This window comes from Streptomyces cucumeris (assembly GCF_024295805.1).
Taxonomy (GTDB): domain Bacteria; phylum Actinomycetota; class Actinomycetes; order Streptomycetales; family Streptomycetaceae; genus Streptomyces; species Streptomyces cucumeris.
Genome location: NZ_JANCLX010000018.1, coordinates 1 through 16,742, shown reverse-complemented (window position 1 = coordinate 16,742; position 16,742 = coordinate 1). Strand labels below are relative to the sequence as shown.

Genomic DNA, 16,742 nt, shown 5'->3' with positions numbered 1-16,742 from the left:
GCTCGGGAAGCGACGGGTCAGGAGATGCAGCCCGTCTTGCCCGCGGCGCTGATGCACCCGGCCTTCGGGGACGCGCTGATACAGCCGTCCTTGCTGCCGCCCTGTGCGGAGTTGGCCGCGACCCAGCTCTTCCAGACCTCGTCCTGAGCCATCTTCTTGATCAACTGCTCCATGTGTGACACCTCCGGAATGGGGAATGGACGGCGAAGATGATGTTGCTGTCGCCGCGTTCCGACAGTAAAAGAATCGTCAATGAAGTGTCAACGGACGGTCAAATCAAGCCACTTGGCCAAAGCGGAACGATCCATGGCGCACTTGCGTCGCCATGGATCGTTCCGGTCCGGGAAACTCAGCTCCCGGTAGCCGACTTCCAGCCATCGATATACGCGTCGAGGTTCTCGTCGATGTCCTTCCAGTCCGGGTGGAAGACCTGGACACCCTTCATGATCTCCGCCAGCGCACGGGCGTTGGCGTCGGTGGCCTCGATGTCCGTACGGGCCGGGAAGCCGCCGCCGATCTCGCTGACCTGCCGCTGCGCGGCCGCCCCGAGCAGGTGGTCCAGCAGCTTCTTGGCGTTGCCCTCATGCGGGGCGTTCTTCACCAGCCCCGCGGCGTAGGGCAGCGGGAACGTGGTGGGCTTGCCGCCGCGCTTGGCCGGGAACCATATGCCGAGGTTCGGCATGGACCGGGACTGGGCGTAGTTCATCTGGACATCGCCGTTGGCGACGTGGATCTCGCCCTTGTCGACCTTCGGCGCCAGCTTGCTGGTCGAGGAGGACGGGCCGACGTTGTTGGCCTGGAGCTTCTTCAGATAGTCCAGCGCGGCGTCCTCGCCGCCGAAGTCATGGATGGCCTTGATGAGGACCGCGGTGCCGTCGCCCGCGACCCCGGGGGTGCTGTACTGCACCTTGTCCCGGAACGAGCCGTCGAGGAGCTGCTCCCAGGTGGTGGGGGCGGTCTTCAGCTCCTTCTTGTTGTAGACGAATCCGGCGTAGTTGTTGACGACGGCGGTCCAGGTGCCGTCGGCGGACCTGCCGGACGCGGCGACCTTGTCCGACCCCTTCGGCGCGTAGGAGCCCAGCAGCCCCTTGGCGTCGGCCTGCTGGATGAACGGCGGCAGTGTGACCAGCACATCGGCCTGGGCGTTGGACTTCTCCCGGACGGCGCGCTGCACGATCTCGCCGGAGCCGCCCTCCACATACTTGACCTTGATGCCGGTCTGCTTCTCGAAGTCCTTGAAGACCCTGTCGTACCAGCCGTCGCCGCCCTCCCCCTTGAGCCCGTCGGCGCTGTAGACGGTGACGACCTTGGCGTTCGGATCGGCGGCGGCACCGCCACAGGCGGTGAGGGACACGGCGAGGACGAGGACCCCGCCGACGGCGGTGATCGGCTTGAGTGCGCGGGACATGACGTTTCGCTTCTCCTAGCGGAAGGTGGCTCTGGTGCGGAGGCGGGAGACGGCGAGCAGGACGAGCAGCGTCGTTCCCATGAGGACGACGGCGACCGCGGAGCCGGTGAAGAGCGAACCCCGGTCGGTGGCCGAGAAGATCCGGACCGGCAGCGGCAGCCAGTCCGGCGGATAGAGCATCATCGTGGCGCTGAGCTCGCCCATGGACAGGGCGAAGCACAGACCCGCCGCCGCGGTGAGCGACGGGAGCAGCAGGGGAAGCCGGACCCGCCACAGCACATACGCGGGGCGCGCGCCGAGACCGGCGGCCGCCTGTTCGTACGCCGGGTCCAGCCGGGCGAGGGCCGCCGCGACGGACTGATAGGCGAACGCGGTGACCAGGACGGTATGCGCGACGATCACGATCGACGGGGTGCCGTTGAGCAGGAGCGGCGGCTTGCTGAACGCCACCAGTACGGCGAGGCCGACCACCACGGACGGGACGGCCACCGGCAGCATGAACAGCGCGTCGAGCAGCCGTCGCGTGCGCCGCCCGGCACCGGAGGCGGCCAGCGCCGCCCAGGTCCCGGCGGCCAGGGCGAGCAGGCTCGCCGTCACGGCCGTGATCAGACTGGTGGTCAGCGCGGTGAGCGCGTCACCGCGGACGGCCGCGGTGTAGTGCGCGCCGGTCGGCCCGGACGGCAGGACACCGCTCCATGAGCTCGACAGCGAGGCGGCCACGATGACGAGCAGCGGGAGCACGAACAGCGGCAGGAAGAGCAGCAGGAACAGGATGCGGACGGCCCAGCGGGCGGCGCGGCTATGCACCAGCACGACGGCTCACCACCCGGTACAGACCGTAGAGACCCACCGAGAGGCAGATGTTGACGACGGCGACGGCGCAGGCGGAGGGGTAGTCGGACTCCAGGATGGCCTTGCTGTAGACCAGCATCGGCAGGGTGGTCACCCCCTTGGCCCCGGTGAAGAGCACGATGCCGAACTCATTCAGGCACATCACCAGCACCAGGCTGCCCCCGGCGGCGAGCGCGGGCAGCGCCTCGGGGAGGATGATCCGCCGCACGATCCGCAGCGGGCCCGCGCCGAGCGAGGAGGCGACATCGAGCTGCGCGGTGTCGAGCTGGGAGAAGGCGGCGAGCAGCGGACGCATCACGAACGGGGTGAAGTAGGTGATCTCGGCGAGCACCACACCCCAGGGGGTGGTGAGGAAGTCGAAGGGGCCGGTGGCCGCGCCGGTGGCGGAGGTCCACAGTCCGTTGGCCACACCGGTGTTGCCGTACAGGAACAGCAGCGCCAGGGTGATCAGGAAGGACGGGAAGGAGAGGAAGACGTCGATGAACGTGGACACCGCCTTCCCGCCGGGCAACGGGACGAAGGCGATGACGAGGGCGAGCAGAAAGCCCAGCAGCAGACAGCCCGCGGTGGCGGCGAGGGCGATCCAGACGGTGGTCGTCAGCGCCTCGTGGAAGACCTCGGAGGCGAACAGCTCGGTGTAGGGCTCCACCGAGGTGCCGCCCTCGTCGGGGGTGAAGGACTGCTGGACGACGAGGGCCAGCGGATGGAGGAAGAAGACCCCGAGCGCGACGACGGGCGGCAGCACCCACAGCCGGCTCGGCAGCGAACGGCCCCCGGCGCTCCGGGCCGGGGCGGGGCTCTTCAGGACCTCAGCCACGGCCGCCACCTCCGGGGACCGCTTCCGGCGCGGAGGTGACCGGGAGCAGGACCGCGTCCTCGGCCGCGAAGTGCAGCTCGACCTGGGCTCCGAGCGCGGGCGGGGTGCGCAGTTCACGGACGTCGGCCGTGAGCCGGGTGCCCGCGACGTCCACCAGCAGCCGGTGGGTCGCCCCGCGCCACTGCACCTCGGCGACCGTGCCGCGCAGGGCGTTGGGGCCCGGTCCGAGCCCGACCAGATGCGGGCGTACGCACAGGGTGGCGGCGGCACCGCGGGCGGCGGGCGCCCCGGCGCCGTGGGCCCGCAGCCGGGTGCCGCCGAGATCGGCGCCGACGGTGCCGTCGGGCCCCGTTTCCGCCAGGGTCACCGGCAGCAGATTGGCGTTGCCGACGAAGGAGGCGGTGAACTCGGTGCGCGGCCGCCGGTAGAGCTCCTGCGGGGTGCCGCAGTCCTGGAGCCGGGCGTTGTCCATCACCGCGATCCGGTCGGCGAGGGTCAGTGCCTCGATCTGGTCATGGGTGACATAGAGGATCGAGACATCGGCCAACTCCCGGTGCAGCCGGGCCAGTTCGGCCAGCATCCCGGAGCGGAGCCGGGCGTCCAGCGCGGACAGCGGTTCGTCCAGGAGCAGTACCGAGGGGCGGATCGCCAGGGCGCGCGCGATGGCCACCCGCTGCTGCTGGCCGCCCGACAGTTCGCGCGGGTACCGCCGGGCGTACGCCGCCATGCCCGTCATCTCCAGTGCCTCCGCGACCCGTTCGGCGATGTCGCGGCGGGGCGTCTTGCGGGCCCTGAGCCCGAAGGCGACGTTCTCCGCGACCCGCATATGCGGGAAGAGCGCATAGCTCTGGACGACCATCCCGATGCCCCGCCGGTGCGGGGGCAGCGCGGTGACGTCCCGGCCACCGAGGTACACCCGGCCGGACACCGGCCGGACGAATCCGGCGACCGCCCGCAGCGCGGTGGTCTTGCCGGATCCGGACGGGCCGAGGAGCGCCATCAGCTCCCCCGGTGCCACGGTCAGGTCGAGCCCGTCGAGCACGGTGTGCTTGCCGTAGGCGACGGACACCCGGTCGAGATGGATCCCGGCCGGGCGGGTACCGGCGGTGGCCGGTGCGGTCTCGGACATGGCGGCGGTCATCTCAGGCCGCCCGGCCGGTGAGGAGCTCGGGCAGACCGGCGATCGAGGGCAGCACATGGGTGGCCCCGGCCCCGGTGAGCTGCTCCCGCCCGTGTGCCCCGGTGAGGACGCCCGCGACGACGGACGCGCCCGCGCGCCGCCCGGTGAGCATGTCGTAGGAGGTGTCACCGCAGACCGCGACCGCGCGGACATCATCGGTACCGGTGCGCAGCAGCGCGGTGAGCACCATGTCGGGGTAGGGGCGGCCGCGTCCCGCGTCGGCGGGACACAGGGTGAGATCGGCCAGCTCCCGCCAGCCGAGGGCATCGAGGATGCGGTCCTGGGTGGCGCGGGAGAAGCCGGTGGTGAGCACCACCGTGATGCCCGCCTTCCGCAGGCTCTCGATGGCTTCGGCCGCACCGGGCAGCGGGGCGCACCGACCGCCGTCGACGAGGTCGTGGTAGGCCCCCTCGAAGGCGGTGTTGGCCCGCTGGGCGCGTTCCTCGTCGCCGAAGAGGTGCCGGAAGACGGATATCTTGGACTCCCCCATCGTGGCGCGGACGTAGTCGAGTTGCCGGGTGTGCTCGGGGGAGCCGGGGGTGACGCCCAGCCGCTCGGCGGCCGCGGCGAACGCCTGCTCCACGAGGCCGCCGTCGGCGACGGTGGTTCCGGCCATGTCGAGCACGGCGAGGTCGATGGCGGGGGTGTGGTGATTCTCGGTCATATCTCCTACCAGCCCAGTTCGTCTGCGGTGGTCTCGGCGATGGCGGGGGCGCAGGTCATACCGCGGCCGCCCGGCCCGGTGACCAGCCACACCCCGTCGCGTACCTGCTCCCGGTGGATCACCCGGGTGGTGTCGGCGCACTGTGCGTACACCCCGGCCCAGCGGCGCCGGATCCGCGGCAGCGGACGGCCCAGGACCGCTTCGACGGTCGCGCTGAGATGGTCGTACGGATCCTCGACGACGTCGAAGTTGAAGGGGTCCTCGTACTCGTGGGTGTCGCCGATGGTGAGCCCGCCGTCCTTGCGCTGCACCATGAGCAGTTGCATCCGGTGCTCGGCGGCGACGGGCGGCTGCGGCCGGGTGGCGGCGAGGGTGTCCAGGGCGGCGCCGCCGTAGGCCGGGTAGTAGCGGAAGCTGTCGGCGTCGGCCACGGAGGTGGTCAGCTCCTCGCCGAGCGGGGCGGTCTGCATCATCTGCAGCCGCACCCGGCGCACCGGCAGCTCGGGGACCAGCTCCCGGACCAGACCGCCCAGCCAGGCCCCGGTGCACAGCACCACGGTGTCCCCGGTGTGCACATCGCCGTGGTCGTCGCGGACGGCGGGGCCGCCCGAGCCCTCGCGCACCTCGCGGACCTCGCGGCCGCCGAGGTAGGTGTAGCGGCCGGAGGCGAGCAGCGCGGCCTTCAGCGCCCGCTGTGCGGTGCGCGGCTCGACCGCGGCGTCGCGCTCGCACCACAGGGCGCCGAGCAGCGGACCCCGCAGGGCCGGGTTGAGCCGGCGCGCCTCATCGGCGCCGAGCAGCTTGTAGCCGCGGGCGGCGGCGTCGGGACGCTGGACGGCGGCCTCGGCGACGGCCCGCTCGGCCTCGTCGCGGACGACGGTGAGCGAGCCGTTGGGCCGGAAGCCGAGGGCGGGCACCCGCTCACCGATGGACTCCCACAGGCTCCGGGCGCGCAGCGCGGTCTCCAGTTCCTCGCCGCCGGCCCGGCCGCTGACCCACACCAGGCCGAAGTTGCGCAGGGACGCGCCCCGGGCCTCCGTCTCGCGCTCGATGTGCAGGACCTCATGGCCGCGCTCCACGGCGTGCCAGGCGTGCATGGTTCCCACCACGCCTGCTCCGACGACTATCACTCTCATGGCTGTGACGCTCCTCCGCTCGGGTGGACCGGACTCATCCGGATGGCAACGCCATCGTGAACGGCCACCCAATCTTGGACTAGACCCGTTATCCTTCCGTAATAGAAAGAGGGGCACCGGGAGATCTCCGACGCCCCTTTTCGTTCTTGTATATCCCGCTATGCCCGAACGGCGCTCAGCCCTCCGGCTCCCGCTCGTCCGCCCCGGCCCGCCGCCCGAGATGGGTGGTGAAGCTGAAGCGGTCGCCCCGGTACAGCGAGCGGACGCGCTCCAGCGGACGCCCCTCGGTGTCCCGGGAGATCCGGTGGATCAGCAGCATCGGCAGCGCGGGCGGGGTGCCGATCAGCAGCGCCTCGCGCGGGGTGGCCAGCACCGTCTCCAGCCGCTCGTCCGCGTCGCCGAAGCCGATGCCGAGCCGGTCGCGGAGATAGACGTAGAAGGAGGAGTCGGGATCGAAGTCGGTGTCCAGCCGCGGCGCCCGCGCCACCGCCACATAGGTGCTCTCCAGACCGACCCGCTCGTCGTCCGCCAGCAGCACACGCTCCAGGTGCCACACCGGTTCGCCCCGTTCGAGCCCCGCCTCGTCCGCCAGCTCCCGCGGGCACGGGAACCGGTCGAGACCGATGAGGGTACGGCCCGGGCGCAGCCCCTGACGGCGTACGCCCTCGGTGTAGCTGGCCAGCGCCAGCGGCTGCGCCAGCTTCGGCCCCGCCACCACGGTGCCCCGTCCGGCCCGTCGCACCCGCCCCTCGAGCAACAGCTCGCGCAGCGCCTGCCGTACGGTCTCGCGCGCGACCTCATAGCGCTCCGACAGATCGCGTTCGGTGGGCAGCAGCCCGCCCTCGCCGAGATCGTCCAGGAGCGCGGCGATCCGGGTCTTCACCGCGTAGTACTTGGGCACACGCCCGTGTTCGGGGATACCGGCACGGACCGGTGCGCCGGGGGCCTGGTCATTGGGGTAGTCCACGGCAGTGATCGTCGCAGACGGAGGCTCCGTCGCCACGGACGGCCCCGTCGTCCGGCGTCAGCCCTTGCGGACCGCCCACTGGCCGGTCTCATCGGCGGCGCCGCCGCTGGGGATGAACTGCAGCGAGGTCACCGCGGACCCCTTGGGCACCTCGGCGACCACCCAGCCCACGGTCTTCTCCCCGGTGGTGAGCTTCAGATCGGTCGCCATCGAGGCCCCGGCGGCGATATCGGCGACGGTGGCGTCATAGCGGCGTCCGTCGGCGTCCGCGACCCGGACACAGTCCGGCGGACTGTCCCGGTAGCTCTCGGAACCGGTGTTGACGAGCCGGATCTGCGCGGCGACCCAGCGCTTGCCGGGGCTGGGGATCGTGTGGCTGTCGGCGCTCTTGGCGGGATCGAGCCACTTCACCAGGGTGACGTCCAGCTTCTCGCCGTCCTCCGCGCCCTTGAGGCTGATGGTGTCGCCGACGGTCGACACCCCCTGGCCGAGCGGTCCGTCGGTGGTGGCCTCGTCGCGCGGGGCGTCGGCGGCGTTGGCCCCCTCCGGACTCCTCTCCGCCGACGAGGACGCCCCCGCCTGGGGCGTGGTGTCCACGGTGGTGCCGTCCTCGGTGCCACATGCGGTCAGCGACAAGCCCAGGGCGGCGACGAGGAGCGCCGTGGTGCGGATGGACATGGGTCTCCCCCAGAATGTGGTGGTTGGTGCTCGTGGGGGGAGAGGTACTGTATCTGGCGAGCGGGACGATGTGTAGGGATCAGACCGAAATGCCGTGCCCATCACCAGGTGCGGGCACGGCCCCCGCCGCGCTAGAAGTCGAGGCTGCCGAGCAGTCCCTCATCCACGACCTGGGTGACGACGAGCCAGGAGCCGTCCCGGAAACGCAGCCGGTTGACGGTGGGCCGGTCGTCCGGCAGCGGAGTCTCGAGGACCACCTCCTCCAGGGGGATCCGCTCCAGCACCCGTGACTTCCTGACCGTTCCGGTGCTCACCCGCCCCCGCGGCCCGGCGATCACCAGATGGGTGTCGGTGCGCAGCAGCATCCTCCGGGGGTACTTGGACTTCCCGTACCAGCCGAGCAGAAGCTGTCCGGCGCGGCCGTTCCAGTCGCCGTCGAAGGTCTCGTCGAGCCGGTGCGCGGTCCGTTCCGCCGCTTCGTCCCGCTCCCTCGCCTCCTGCCGCGCCTTCCTTTCCTTCCGCTCCTCCTTCTCACGGCGCACCGTGTCACGCGCGGTGGCCGAGAAGGCGCGGTTGACGGCGCCCAGAGCTTCCCCGAGCAGGGCGAATCCCAGCGGTATCGCCATCCCCAGCAGGATGACCGGTGCCACGAGCAGATAGCCGAGCAGTACATGCGGACGGATCCACCCGGGCCGCAGCCGTCCGCCCCCGGCGGCGAAGCGGACCTCGGCGGGAGGTTCGGGGATCGGGCCGATCCGGCACCAGGTGCCCCAGGACGCCGGGGAGTCCAGTCGTCGTCCGATCCGCTTGAGGTCGTACGGACGCAACTCCACGGGGTTCACCTCGGTACTTCGGGGCCAGGGGTCCGACGAGGGTATCGGGGCGGCTGTCGCCGCTGGTCAGTGGGCTGTTGGCGGTCGACGGGGGCCCCGGACACCGCGTGTCCCGGCGCACCGGACGTAAAGGTCGCGTCAAAACCATGGGGATCCGGTGTCAGAGGGGCGACAAGGGAATTGCGCAGGTGGCCGCGGTGGGGTGAGAGTGGAGGCGCGCGGCGGAGAGAGCCGCGGAACGGGTACTCCGCCGTACGGGCGGGCCCGGCGCGATGACCAGCACCATCGCCGCCGAGCACCGTGGGCCCGACGTGTTCACGGTGCACGGCACCGTACCTGAGTGCGCGTCGGCCCCCCGTCGGTGGTGGTTCGTTCCGCCCTCCCCGCTCTCCCCGCCGCCCCAGAGCCAGGGGTCCGCACCGGACGGCGGGACCGCGGTCACCGCGAGGGCAGCGCCTGTTCGGTCCAGATGCTCTTGCCGGTGGCGGTGTAGCGGGTCCCCCACCGCTGGCAGAGCGCGGAGATCAGCTGGAGTCCGCGCCCGCCCTCGTCCATCTCCAGGGCACGGCGGATCCGCGGGGTGGTCAGACTTCCGTCGGAGACCTCGCAGAGCAGGCTGGCGCTGCGCAGCAGCCGCAGCCGCACCGGCCCCTTGGCATGCCGCACCACATTGCCGACCAGCTCACTGACGAGCAGTTCGGTGGTCATGGCCAGTTCGTCCAGGCCCCAGAGCGTGAGCTGTTCGCGGACGTGCTTCCGGGCCTCCCCCGCGGCCTGCGGATCCTCCGGGAGCGGCCAGGAGGCCATCTGCTCGGGGGACAGTCCGCGCACCCGGGTCACCAGCAGGGCGGCGTCATCGGTGGTCTGCTGCTCGACGGGGAGCAGACCGGCGGTGACGGCGTCGCAGACGCGGTGCAGATCCAGCTTCCGGGAGTCGCGCAGCAGCCGGGAGAGCCGCTCCATCCCCTCGTCGATGTCGCGCTCCGCGGACTCCACCAGGCCGTCGGTGTAGAAGGCGAGCAGGCTGCCCTCGGGAAGGGTCAGATCGACGGTGTCGAAGGGCGGGACGGCGGCGCCCAGCGGTGGGTCGGGGATCACCCCGGGGAAGTAGGCGGTGCCGTCGGGGTGGACCACGGCGGGCGGCGGATGTCCGGCGCGGGCGAAGGTGCAGCTACGGGTGGTGGAGTCGTACAGCGCGTACAGGCAGGTGGCGTAGGAGTCCGCGCCGAGGCCGCCGACGATCTCGTTGAGATGGCTCATGATCTCGTCGGGGGGCAGTTCGAGATGGGCGAGGGTGTGGACGGCGGTGCGCAGCCGCCCCATGGTGGCCGCCTCGGAGAGCCCGTGGCCCATCACGTCGCCGATGACGAAGGCCACTTGTTCCAGGGAGAGCGGGATGATGTCGTACCAGTCACCGCCGACCTCCATGCCCTGTCCGGCGGGGAGGTAGCGGGCGACCGCCGTACACGCGGGTGGCGAGGGCAGTTCACGGGGCAGCAGTCCGCGCTGCAGCTCCTGGGCGCGGGTGTGCTCGGCGTCGTAGAGCCGGGCGCGCTCCAGCGCCTGGGCGACGAGGGCCGCGATGGCGGTCAGCAGGGTGCGCTCCTCGCCGTTGAGGCGGCGCGGCTGGTCGAAGCTGATCACACAGGCGCCGAAGGGGCGGCCGGACGCGGTCAGCGGCAGGAAGGCCCAGGACTGCTTGCCGACGGCGTGCGGACGGTCGGCCAGATTGGGGTAGCGCTCGATGTACTCCGCGGCGGAGGAGACGAAGAGGGGTTCACCGGTGCGCATCGCCTGGGCGGTGGGGGTGGACTCCGAGACGGGGTCGCCGTCCATCTCCGCCAGGAACTCCCGTGAGTAGCCGACCGCTCCGACGTTGTAGCCCCGGTTGTCCTCGATGGCCTGCACGATCAGTCCGCTGGCCCCGAACGGCGGCAGCACCCGGCGGGCCACCGCGTCCACCACGTCCCGGGAGGTGGTCGCCTTGGCGAGGGCCGCGGTCAGTTCGGAGATACGGGCGGCGCGGCGGGCGGCGGCCCGTTCGGCGGCCTCGCGTTCGGCGTCGTGCCGCCGCCGCTCGGTGACATCGGAGAAGTAGCAGGTGGTGCCGCCGGGCGCGGGGACCAGGCGCAGGTGGTACCAGCGTCCGGTGTCCGGCAGCTCGATCTCGAACCCGGCCGGGGTGGCGGTCGCGGTGGCCTGACGGCAGCGCTCCTCCAGGCCCGGCACCCGCCGCAGGGTGGGCAGTTCCCACAGCACCCGGCCGATCAGCTCCGCCTCGGAGGAGCCGAGGGTGCGCTCCGCCTCCAGGTTGACGAAGGAGATCCGCGCGGTGTCGTCGAGGGCGAGGAAGCCGTCCGTCATATGGCGCAGGGCGCGGCTGAGCGCATCGGACGCCGAACGCGCTTCGTTGCTGTCCCATCCGTGGCCGACCATCCGCACCGGTTCCCCGTCCTCGTCGACGATCACCCGGGCGCGGGCCTGGGTCCAGCCGTAGCCGCCGTCGGGGCGGCGCACCCGGTACTCGGCCTCGAAGACACCGCGCTCGCGGATCGCCTGCTGGGCGGCGGCCAGGATGGAGGGGAGGTCATCGGGGTGGACGACCTTCATCCAGCTCTCGACGCTGGGGACGAAGTCCGCCGGGTCGGTGCCGTACACCTTCATGGCCGCCTCGTCCCAGGCCAGTTCACCGGTGCGGATGTTCCAGTCCCAGGAGCCGACCTCCATGGTCCGGCGGGCGGCGGTGAGGTGGTTGCCGATCGACTCCTCCCGCGGCGGGCGGACCAGCGGGGGCGCCAGGCCCATCCGCTCCTCGGCCCAGGTGGCCACCTCCCGCAGGAAGGCCCACTGCTCCGCGGTCGGTTCTCCGCGGTCGCCGCTCCAGACGGTGAGCGCGCCCACGGTGCGGTCCCCGTCGGCGACGGGCACGGCGGCCATCCCGCTACGGGCCCCGGGAGCACCGTTTGAGGGGGATCCCGGTACCCAGACCGGCCGGCCGCGGCGGACGACCTCGGCGGGGGCGGTCTCGTCCTCCTGGTCGACGATCTCCCAGGGCTGGGTGTACGCCGGGGGGAGCCCGGCGGAGGACACCAGGCGCAACGCGGACATGGGGCCCCGCAGGTGGACCATGCCGCCGAGACCGCCCAGCTCGGCCACCGCGTGCTGAAGGGCCAGCCGGAAGACTTCGCTCTCCGTGGTGTTCCGGCCCACGGCGGCAAGCAGGGCAAGTCGCCCATCCATAGCAAAAACCCTACATCACACGGGGCGTTGCTGATCTTCGGCGGAGGCGTTCCACCATGGCCGTCCCGGCATCGGAAAAGGACGTCATCGCACCGTCGGACGTTCGGCGAAACGCCCCTCACGGAGGCCGGGAATTGCGGTGGAGTTCTCGTTCCCGCGGGCCGCTCCAGAAGGCCCGGACGCCCTCGCGCAATGCTCCGCGCGAACGGCCCGCACGGACAACGGCTGCCAGAAGCAAGGGGACTGACCTGCTGGACGACCGGCGGAGACGCTCCACCTTAAGCCTTCATTAACGCTTAAGGCTGCTTTAAGGTCCGGTCCGGAATGCGCCTTTCCGTTCAATCCTCAAGCATATTCATGGCAGAAATTTCCGAACGCTCTGAAACGACTCCGGATCCCGTCCGTATGGAGCTGCGGGCAATCGGAAAAGGAGTCGAGATGACACGCAAGAGGACGCTCAGCCGCAAGAAGAAGCTCGGCCTGCTGGTCGGTTCGCTGGCCCTCGCGGGCACCGGCGCCGGAGTGATGGCGGCGACCAGCAACGCGAGCACCGAGGGAGCGGCCCAGTCCTCCTCGGCCTGCGCCGGACTGGCCCAGGCGCTGGCCAACAACGAGAAGTTCATCGCGGACCAGAAGGCCAACCCGGACGCGCAGTCCCAGGCACGGATCGAGAACCGCGAGGCCGTCATCGAGGAGATCAAGCGCAAGCAGGAGGCATCGGGCTGCGAGGTCGGCGAGAGCGCCGGCCAGGCCGGGGCCCAGCCCCCGGCCGACGCCGGCGCGGGCGACGAGGGCGGCGCCGCCGGACAGGGCGCGGGCGAGGAGGCCGGCGCCGGTGATCAGGCCGGCGGCGGAGCGGACGACCAGGTGGGCGGCGCCGGGGACGCCGGTGGCGGGACCGCGGGCGAGGTCGTCTGCAAGGGCTCGACCGTGACGCTCTCCGGTGAGGGCGGGGCACCGGCCGCCTCCAGCGGCGATTTCCCGATCGGCACCAAGCTGAAGGTGACCAACCTGGACAACGACAAGTCCACGACCGTCTCCGTGACCGCGCCGTCGGGTAGCTGCGCCCTGCTCAACAACGCCGCGTTCGAGGAGGTCCGCGAGCCCGGCAAGAACCTGATCCGCAACGCGCGGATCGAGCGCGTGGGCTGACCGTGCCGCCCCGCCGCCGTCCGCGGCGGCGGGCACCCACGGGAATGCGCGGACACGGGGGTGGCGACGGGGTTGCCCGCGGGGGGTGAGCCGGTGGAACCCCGGGGTGCTGGGGGGTCGGGGGGGGTCACGGGTGTGTGCGGTGGGTGGTCCCCCCCCCCCCACCCCTGGGTGCGCTCCGCTCCCGGCCCACGGAGAGAGATGTCCGCAGCGATACCCGGCGCCCCGGTCCCGGCCCCCCATCCGCGTCCCCTCGTCGCGGTCCTCGCCTTCTGCGGCGTGATCGTCGCAGTGATGCAGACGCTGGTCGTCCCGCTGTTGCCGCATGTCCCGGCCCTCACCCACAGCTCCCCCACCGCCGCGAGCTGGCTGGTGACCGTCACCCTGCTCACCGGTGCGGTGTTCACCCCGGTCCTGGGGCGGGCCGGGGACATGTACGGCAAGCGCGCGGTGCTGCTGATCTCGCTGTGCGTCCTGGTCGCCGGTTCGGTGCTGTGCGCCGTCAGCTCGCACATCGGAATGCTGATCGCCGGACGCGCCCTCCAGGGCGCCGCGCTCGCCGTGATCCCGCTGGGCATCAGCATCATGCGGGACGAACTGGCGCCCGAGCGGGTGCTGTCGTCGGTGGCGCTGATGAGCTCGACGCTGGGCATCGGCGCGGCGATCGGGCTTCCGGTGGCCGCCCTGGTGGTGGAGAACGCCGACTGGCACACCATGTTCTGGGTCTCGGCCGGACTGGGGCTGCTCGACGTCGTCCTGGTGCTGCGGTTCGTCCCCGAGTCCGCCGTGCGCTCGCACGGGCGCTTCGACACCCTGGGAACACTCGGCCTGTCCATCGCGCTGGTGGCCCTGCTGCTGGCCGTCACCCAGGGCGGGGACTGGGGCTGGACGTCCGCGCCCACCCTCGGGCTGCTGGCCACCGCCGCGGTCGTGGCACCGCTGTGGGGCGCGCATGAGCTCAAGTCCACCGACCCCCTGGTGGACCTGCGGGTGTCGGCGCGGCCCGCGGTGCTGCTGACGAACATCGCGGCGCTGCTGGTCGGATTCGCCTTCTACGCCAACTCGCTGTCCACCGCCCAGATGGTGCAGGAACCCACCAGCACCGGCTACGGGCTGGGCGCGTCCATCGTGGTCAGCGGTCTGTGCCTGCTGCCGGGCGGGCTGGCCATGGTGGCGCTCTCCCCGGTGTCCGCCCGGATCTCCGCCGGCTACGGGCCGAAGGTGGCGCTCGCGCTCGCCTCGGCGATCCTGGCGCTGGGCTACGGGGTGCGCTACGGGACCAGCCACAGCCTCTGGCAGATCATCGCGGGGGCCACCGTGGTGGCGGCGGGCACGGCCCTGGCCTACTCCGCGCTCCCGGCCCTGGTGATGCGCGCGGTCCCGGCGAGCGAGACGGGCGCGGCCAACGGTCTGAACACCCTGATGCGCTCGGTCGGCCAGGCATGCTGCAGCGCGGTGGTGGCCGCGGTGCTGGCCCATATGACCTTCGTGGTCGACGGCCGTACCGCCCCGACCCTGCACGCCTACCAGCTCGTCTTCCTCATCGCGGCCGGGGCGGCGGTGCTGGCGCTCGCCGTTACGCTGTGTCTGCCGGGGCGCGACGCACCGGTGGCCGGGGCGGTGGCCGCGGTGGACGGCGGCACCGGGCGGGGCGCCGTACGCAGCGAGGAGAACGTATGACGAGCCCTGTCGGCGAGACCGGTCAGCAGGCCATCCAGCGCGCCGCCCGGCGGGCGTTCACCCGGCAGCCGTACGCCGAGGTGACCATCCGCGGGATCGCGGCCGACGCCGGGGTCAGCCCCTCCCTCGTGGTCAAGCACTTCGGCAGCAAGGAGCGGCTGTTCAACAGCGTCGCGGACTTCGGCGGCGCGGCGGACCAGCTGCTGGCCGCACCCCTGGCGGACCTCGGCCGCCATATGGTGCTGAGCCTGGTGTCCACCCGGCGCACCGAGTTGATGGACCCCCTGCTGCGGGTGGTCTTCTCCCTCGGCAACACCGATGAGCTGGCACTGCTGCGCGAGCGGTTCCGGGAGCAGGTGACGGCGCGGCTCGCCGAGCGGCTGCCCGGCGCGGAGCGCGCGCTGCGCGCCGAGCTGATCGCGGGTCAGCTCATCGGCCTGGGGGCCACGCTCAGCCTCCACCGGTCGGGGGCCTCGGCGGCGGCCACCGTCGAGCACATCGCCGAGCTGTACGGCCCGGCCCTGCAACGGCTGATCGCCGGTGGGACGGACCAGCCCCGGAGCTGAGTCCGGCGAGGAGGCCGCGCCGCCCGGACGGGTGGTCAGCCCCCGGGTCCGCGCCCCAGCCGGGCGGCCACGGTGGCGAGCGCCTGCCATGCCACCTCCGGGTTCCGGGTCTCCTCCGGATCGCCGACGAACGGATCCAGGACCACGCTGCGCGCACCCAGCACCCGCAACTCCTCGAGGTCCGCGACGATCTGGCCGGCGGTGCCCTTCCCGGCCGGGCGGTCCGGTCCGGTGACCGGTTCCGTGGTGAGCTGGAGCAGGATCCGCGGTGCGAAGTCCGGTACCGGACGGCCCAGTTCGTCCGCGGCCGCCTTCAGCCGGCCCAGTCCCTCACGCATGCCGTCGAGGGTCAGCCGCAGCGGGTGCCAGGCGTCGCCGAGCCGTACCGCCCGGCGGATCCCGGCGGGGCTGTTGCCGCCCACCCAGACCGGGATGTCCCCGCTCCGGTAGTCGGCGTCGTTCTCCCAGGCGCCGCGGATGGCCGTCAGATACTCGTCGGTCAGCCTGCCACGCCGCTCGAAGGGGACGCCCAGCGCCTCGTACTCCTGGCGCGCCCAGCCGACCCCCACCCCGAGTACCAGCCGCCCCCCGCTGAGCTGGTTCAGGTTGGCCGCCATACGCGCCACGGTGAGCGGATGGCGGTACGGCACGATCAGCACGGTGGTGCCCAGGCGCACCCGGTCGGTGATCCCGGCCAGCCACGACAGGGTGGTGAAGGGCTCGTAGAACGGTGCCGGGTACTGCTCGGCGACATCGGGCGTCACCACGAGGTGGTCCGAGACCATCAGCAGGTCGTAGCCGAGGCCCTCCACCGTCCGCGCCCATCTCCGCAGCGTCTCCGGGTCGGTTCCGGGGCCGAAGTTCGGGACGTTCACACCTATCTCCATGGCCCTCAGCGTAGGCAGTGATCACCCTCCGGCGGAACAGGGTTTTCACGGCATCAGGGTGTTCTCGCCGTGGATCTGCCGGTACTGTGGCCGAATGACCGAGAGTCTCGACACCACCGACTGGTCGATCCTGGCCGAGCTCCAGCGGGACGGACGACTGCCCATCACCGAGCTGAGCCGCCGGGTGAGCCTGAGCGCCTCCGCCACCACCGACCGGGTCAAACGGCTGGAGTCGCTGGGCGTCATCACCGGGTACCGGGCCGAACTCGACCTGGAGAAGGCCGGTTTCCCGCTGCTGGCGCTGGTGCGCCTGAAGTACTCCGGCAATCTGCACCAGCCGCTGCACCGGGTGCTCGAGGAACGCCAGGAGATCCTGGAGTGTCTGCGCACCACCGGCGACGACTGCTACACCGTGCGGGTGGCCGCGACCTCCATGGGTCATCTGGAGGAGGTCGTGGACGAGTTGGCCCAGTTCGGCTCCACCACCACCAGCCTGGTCTACAGCCGGACCCTGCCCTACCGCGGCCCCGCCGGACCGCCCGGACAGCCCTCGGCCTAGTGCTGTGACCGGGAAGGTTGGCCGGGTTGGCGGCTGGGGCGGTTGGATTGGCGGTCACGTCCGTTTCGATCGCTGGAGGTGCGAGTGGCTGAGCCTGTCCGTGTACGCCGACTCACCGATCAG

Annotated in this window: 16 protein-coding genes; 4 read left to right on the top strand and 12 right to left on the bottom strand. The window is 71.8% G+C overall.

Translation table 11 applies throughout. The features are described 5' to 3' along the window. Nucleotides 1-17: 17 nt before the first annotated feature. The 11 genes from NMK44_RS24590 to NMK44_RS24540 form a co-directional block, all read right to left on the bottom strand. Entirely contained in the window at nucleotides 18-173 is a 156-nt protein-coding gene (locus NMK44_RS24590) for a hypothetical protein (RefSeq protein ID WP_254746636.1), read from the bottom strand. 176 nt (nucleotides 174-349) lie between these two features. Continuing rightward, nucleotides 350-1,408, bottom strand: a complete 1,059-nt coding sequence (locus tag NMK44_RS24585) for a 2-aminoethylphosphonate ABC transporter substrate-binding protein (protein WP_254746633.1) — start codon at nucleotides 1,406-1,408, stop codon at nucleotides 350-352. Between the two features lie 15 nt (nucleotides 1,409-1,423). Beyond that, nucleotides 1,424-2,221: an ABC transporter permease gene (locus NMK44_RS24580; protein WP_254746630.1), complete on the bottom strand. Its 798-nt coding sequence runs from the start codon at nucleotides 2,219-2,221 to the stop codon at nucleotides 1,424-1,426. Further along, nucleotides 2,208-3,065, bottom strand: a complete 858-nt coding sequence (locus NMK44_RS24575; RefSeq protein ID WP_302888588.1) for a 2-aminoethylphosphonate ABC transporter permease subunit — start codon at nucleotides 3,063-3,065, stop codon at nucleotides 2,208-2,210. The genes NMK44_RS24580 and NMK44_RS24575 overlap by 14 nt, the downstream gene beginning before the upstream one ends. A gap of 4 nt (nucleotides 3,066-3,069) precedes the next feature. Next, nucleotides 3,070-4,206: an ABC transporter ATP-binding protein gene (locus tag NMK44_RS24570; RefSeq protein ID WP_254746624.1), complete on the bottom strand. Its 1,137-nt coding sequence runs from the start codon at nucleotides 4,204-4,206 to the stop codon at nucleotides 3,070-3,072. Nucleotides 4,207-4,219: 13 nt separating this feature from the next. Next, complete coding sequence (locus NMK44_RS24565; RefSeq protein WP_254746621.1) at nucleotides 4,220-4,921, bottom strand: phosphonatase-like hydrolase; 702 nt, start codon at nucleotides 4,919-4,921, stop codon at nucleotides 4,220-4,222. Nucleotides 4,922-4,926: 5 nt separating this feature from the next. Then, a complete protein-coding gene (locus NMK44_RS24560; protein WP_254746618.1) occupies nucleotides 4,927-6,057 on the bottom strand; it encodes a TIGR03364 family FAD-dependent oxidoreductase in 1,131 nt (376 codons plus the stop codon). A 175-nt stretch (nucleotides 6,058-6,232) separates the two neighbouring features. Further along, the gene (locus tag NMK44_RS24555; RefSeq protein WP_254746616.1) at nucleotides 6,233-7,024 is read right to left on the bottom strand and encodes a GntR family transcriptional regulator; all 792 of its coding nucleotides are present in this window, start codon (nucleotides 7,022-7,024) and stop codon (nucleotides 6,233-6,235) included. Nucleotides 7,025-7,081: 57 nt separating this feature from the next. After that, on the bottom strand, nucleotides 7,082-7,702 hold the full coding sequence (locus tag NMK44_RS24550) for a DUF4352 domain-containing protein (RefSeq protein ID WP_254746614.1): 621 nt from the start codon (nucleotides 7,700-7,702) through the stop codon (nucleotides 7,082-7,084). Between the two features lie 131 nt (nucleotides 7,703-7,833). Then, entirely contained in the window at nucleotides 7,834-8,535 is a 702-nt protein-coding gene (locus NMK44_RS24545) for a hypothetical protein (protein ID WP_254746612.1), read from the bottom strand. Between the two features lie 438 nt (nucleotides 8,536-8,973). Next, nucleotides 8,974-11,775, bottom strand: a complete 2,802-nt coding sequence (locus NMK44_RS24540) for a SpoIIE family protein phosphatase (protein WP_254746610.1) — start codon at nucleotides 11,773-11,775, stop codon at nucleotides 8,974-8,976. A gap of 438 nt (nucleotides 11,776-12,213) precedes the next feature. Between NMK44_RS24540 and NMK44_RS24535 the strand changes: the two genes are divergently transcribed. From NMK44_RS24535 to NMK44_RS24525, 3 genes are all read left to right on the top strand, one after another. Continuing rightward, complete coding sequence (locus NMK44_RS24535; RefSeq protein WP_254746608.1) at nucleotides 12,214-12,927, top strand: SCO2207 family protein; 714 nt, start codon at nucleotides 12,214-12,216, stop codon at nucleotides 12,925-12,927. A gap of 201 nt (nucleotides 12,928-13,128) precedes the next feature. Then, nucleotides 13,129-14,607 carry an MFS transporter gene (locus tag NMK44_RS24530; RefSeq protein WP_254746606.1) on the top strand — a complete coding sequence of 493 codons (1,479 nt, stop codon included), beginning with the start codon at nucleotides 13,129-13,131 and terminating at the stop codon, nucleotides 14,605-14,607. After that, nucleotides 14,604-15,173, top strand: coding sequence for a TetR/AcrR family transcriptional regulator (locus tag NMK44_RS24525; protein ID WP_254746604.1), 570 nt, complete (start codon nucleotides 14,604-14,606; stop codon nucleotides 15,171-15,173). Before NMK44_RS24530 ends, NMK44_RS24525 begins: the two co-directional genes overlap by 4 nt. 35 nt (nucleotides 15,174-15,208) lie before the next feature. Here NMK44_RS24525 and NMK44_RS24520 read toward each other — a convergent pair whose 3' ends face one another. Then, nucleotides 15,209-16,060: an LLM class flavin-dependent oxidoreductase gene (locus NMK44_RS24520; RefSeq protein WP_254746602.1), complete on the bottom strand. Its 852-nt coding sequence runs from the start codon at nucleotides 16,058-16,060 to the stop codon at nucleotides 15,209-15,211. Between the two features lie 94 nt (nucleotides 16,061-16,154). On the opposite strand from NMK44_RS24520, the gene NMK44_RS24515 reads away from it, so the two are divergent. Continuing rightward, nucleotides 16,155-16,619, top strand: coding sequence for an Lrp/AsnC family transcriptional regulator (locus NMK44_RS24515; protein ID WP_254746600.1), 465 nt, complete (start codon nucleotides 16,155-16,157; stop codon nucleotides 16,617-16,619). Nucleotides 16,620-16,742: the final 123 nt, after the last annotated feature.

What these genes read in the sequence shown, in the direction of transcription:
- NMK44_RS24590 (WP_254746636.1), bottom strand. Translation starts at nt 173, where the DNA reads ATGGAGCAGTTGATCAAGAAGATGGCTCAGGACGAGGTCTGGAAGAGC.
- NMK44_RS24585 (WP_254746633.1), bottom strand. Translation starts at nt 1,408, where the DNA reads ATGTCCCGCGCACTCAAGCCGATCACCGCCGTCGGCGGGGTCCTCGTC.
- NMK44_RS24570 (WP_254746624.1), bottom strand. Translation starts at nt 4,206, where the DNA reads ATGTCCGAGACCGCACCGGCCACCGCCGGTACCCGCCCGGCCGGGATC.
- NMK44_RS24565 (WP_254746621.1), bottom strand. Translation starts at nt 4,921, where the DNA reads ATGACCGAGAATCACCACACCCCCGCCATCGACCTCGCCGTGCTCGAC.
- NMK44_RS24560 (WP_254746618.1), bottom strand. Translation starts at nt 6,057, where the DNA reads ATGAGAGTGATAGTCGTCGGAGCAGGCGTGGTGGGAACCATGCACGCC.
- NMK44_RS24550 (WP_254746614.1), bottom strand. Translation starts at nt 7,702, where the DNA reads ATGTCCATCCGCACCACGGCGCTCCTCGTCGCCGCCCTGGGCTTGTCG.
- NMK44_RS24540 (WP_254746610.1), bottom strand. Translation starts at nt 11,775, where the DNA reads ATGGATGGGCGACTTGCCCTGCTTGCCGCCGTGGGCCGGAACACCACG.
- NMK44_RS24535 (WP_254746608.1), top strand. Translation starts at nt 12,214, where the DNA reads ATGACACGCAAGAGGACGCTCAGCCGCAAGAAGAAGCTCGGCCTGCTG.
- NMK44_RS24530 (WP_254746606.1), top strand. Translation starts at nt 13,129, where the DNA reads ATGTCCGCAGCGATACCCGGCGCCCCGGTCCCGGCCCCCCATCCGCGT.
- NMK44_RS24525 (WP_254746604.1), top strand. Translation starts at nt 14,604, where the DNA reads ATGACGAGCCCTGTCGGCGAGACCGGTCAGCAGGCCATCCAGCGCGCC.
- NMK44_RS24520 (WP_254746602.1), bottom strand. Translation starts at nt 16,060, where the DNA reads ATGGAGATAGGTGTGAACGTCCCGAACTTCGGCCCCGGAACCGACCCG.
- NMK44_RS24515 (WP_254746600.1), top strand. Translation starts at nt 16,155, where the DNA reads ATGACCGAGAGTCTCGACACCACCGACTGGTCGATCCTGGCCGAGCTC.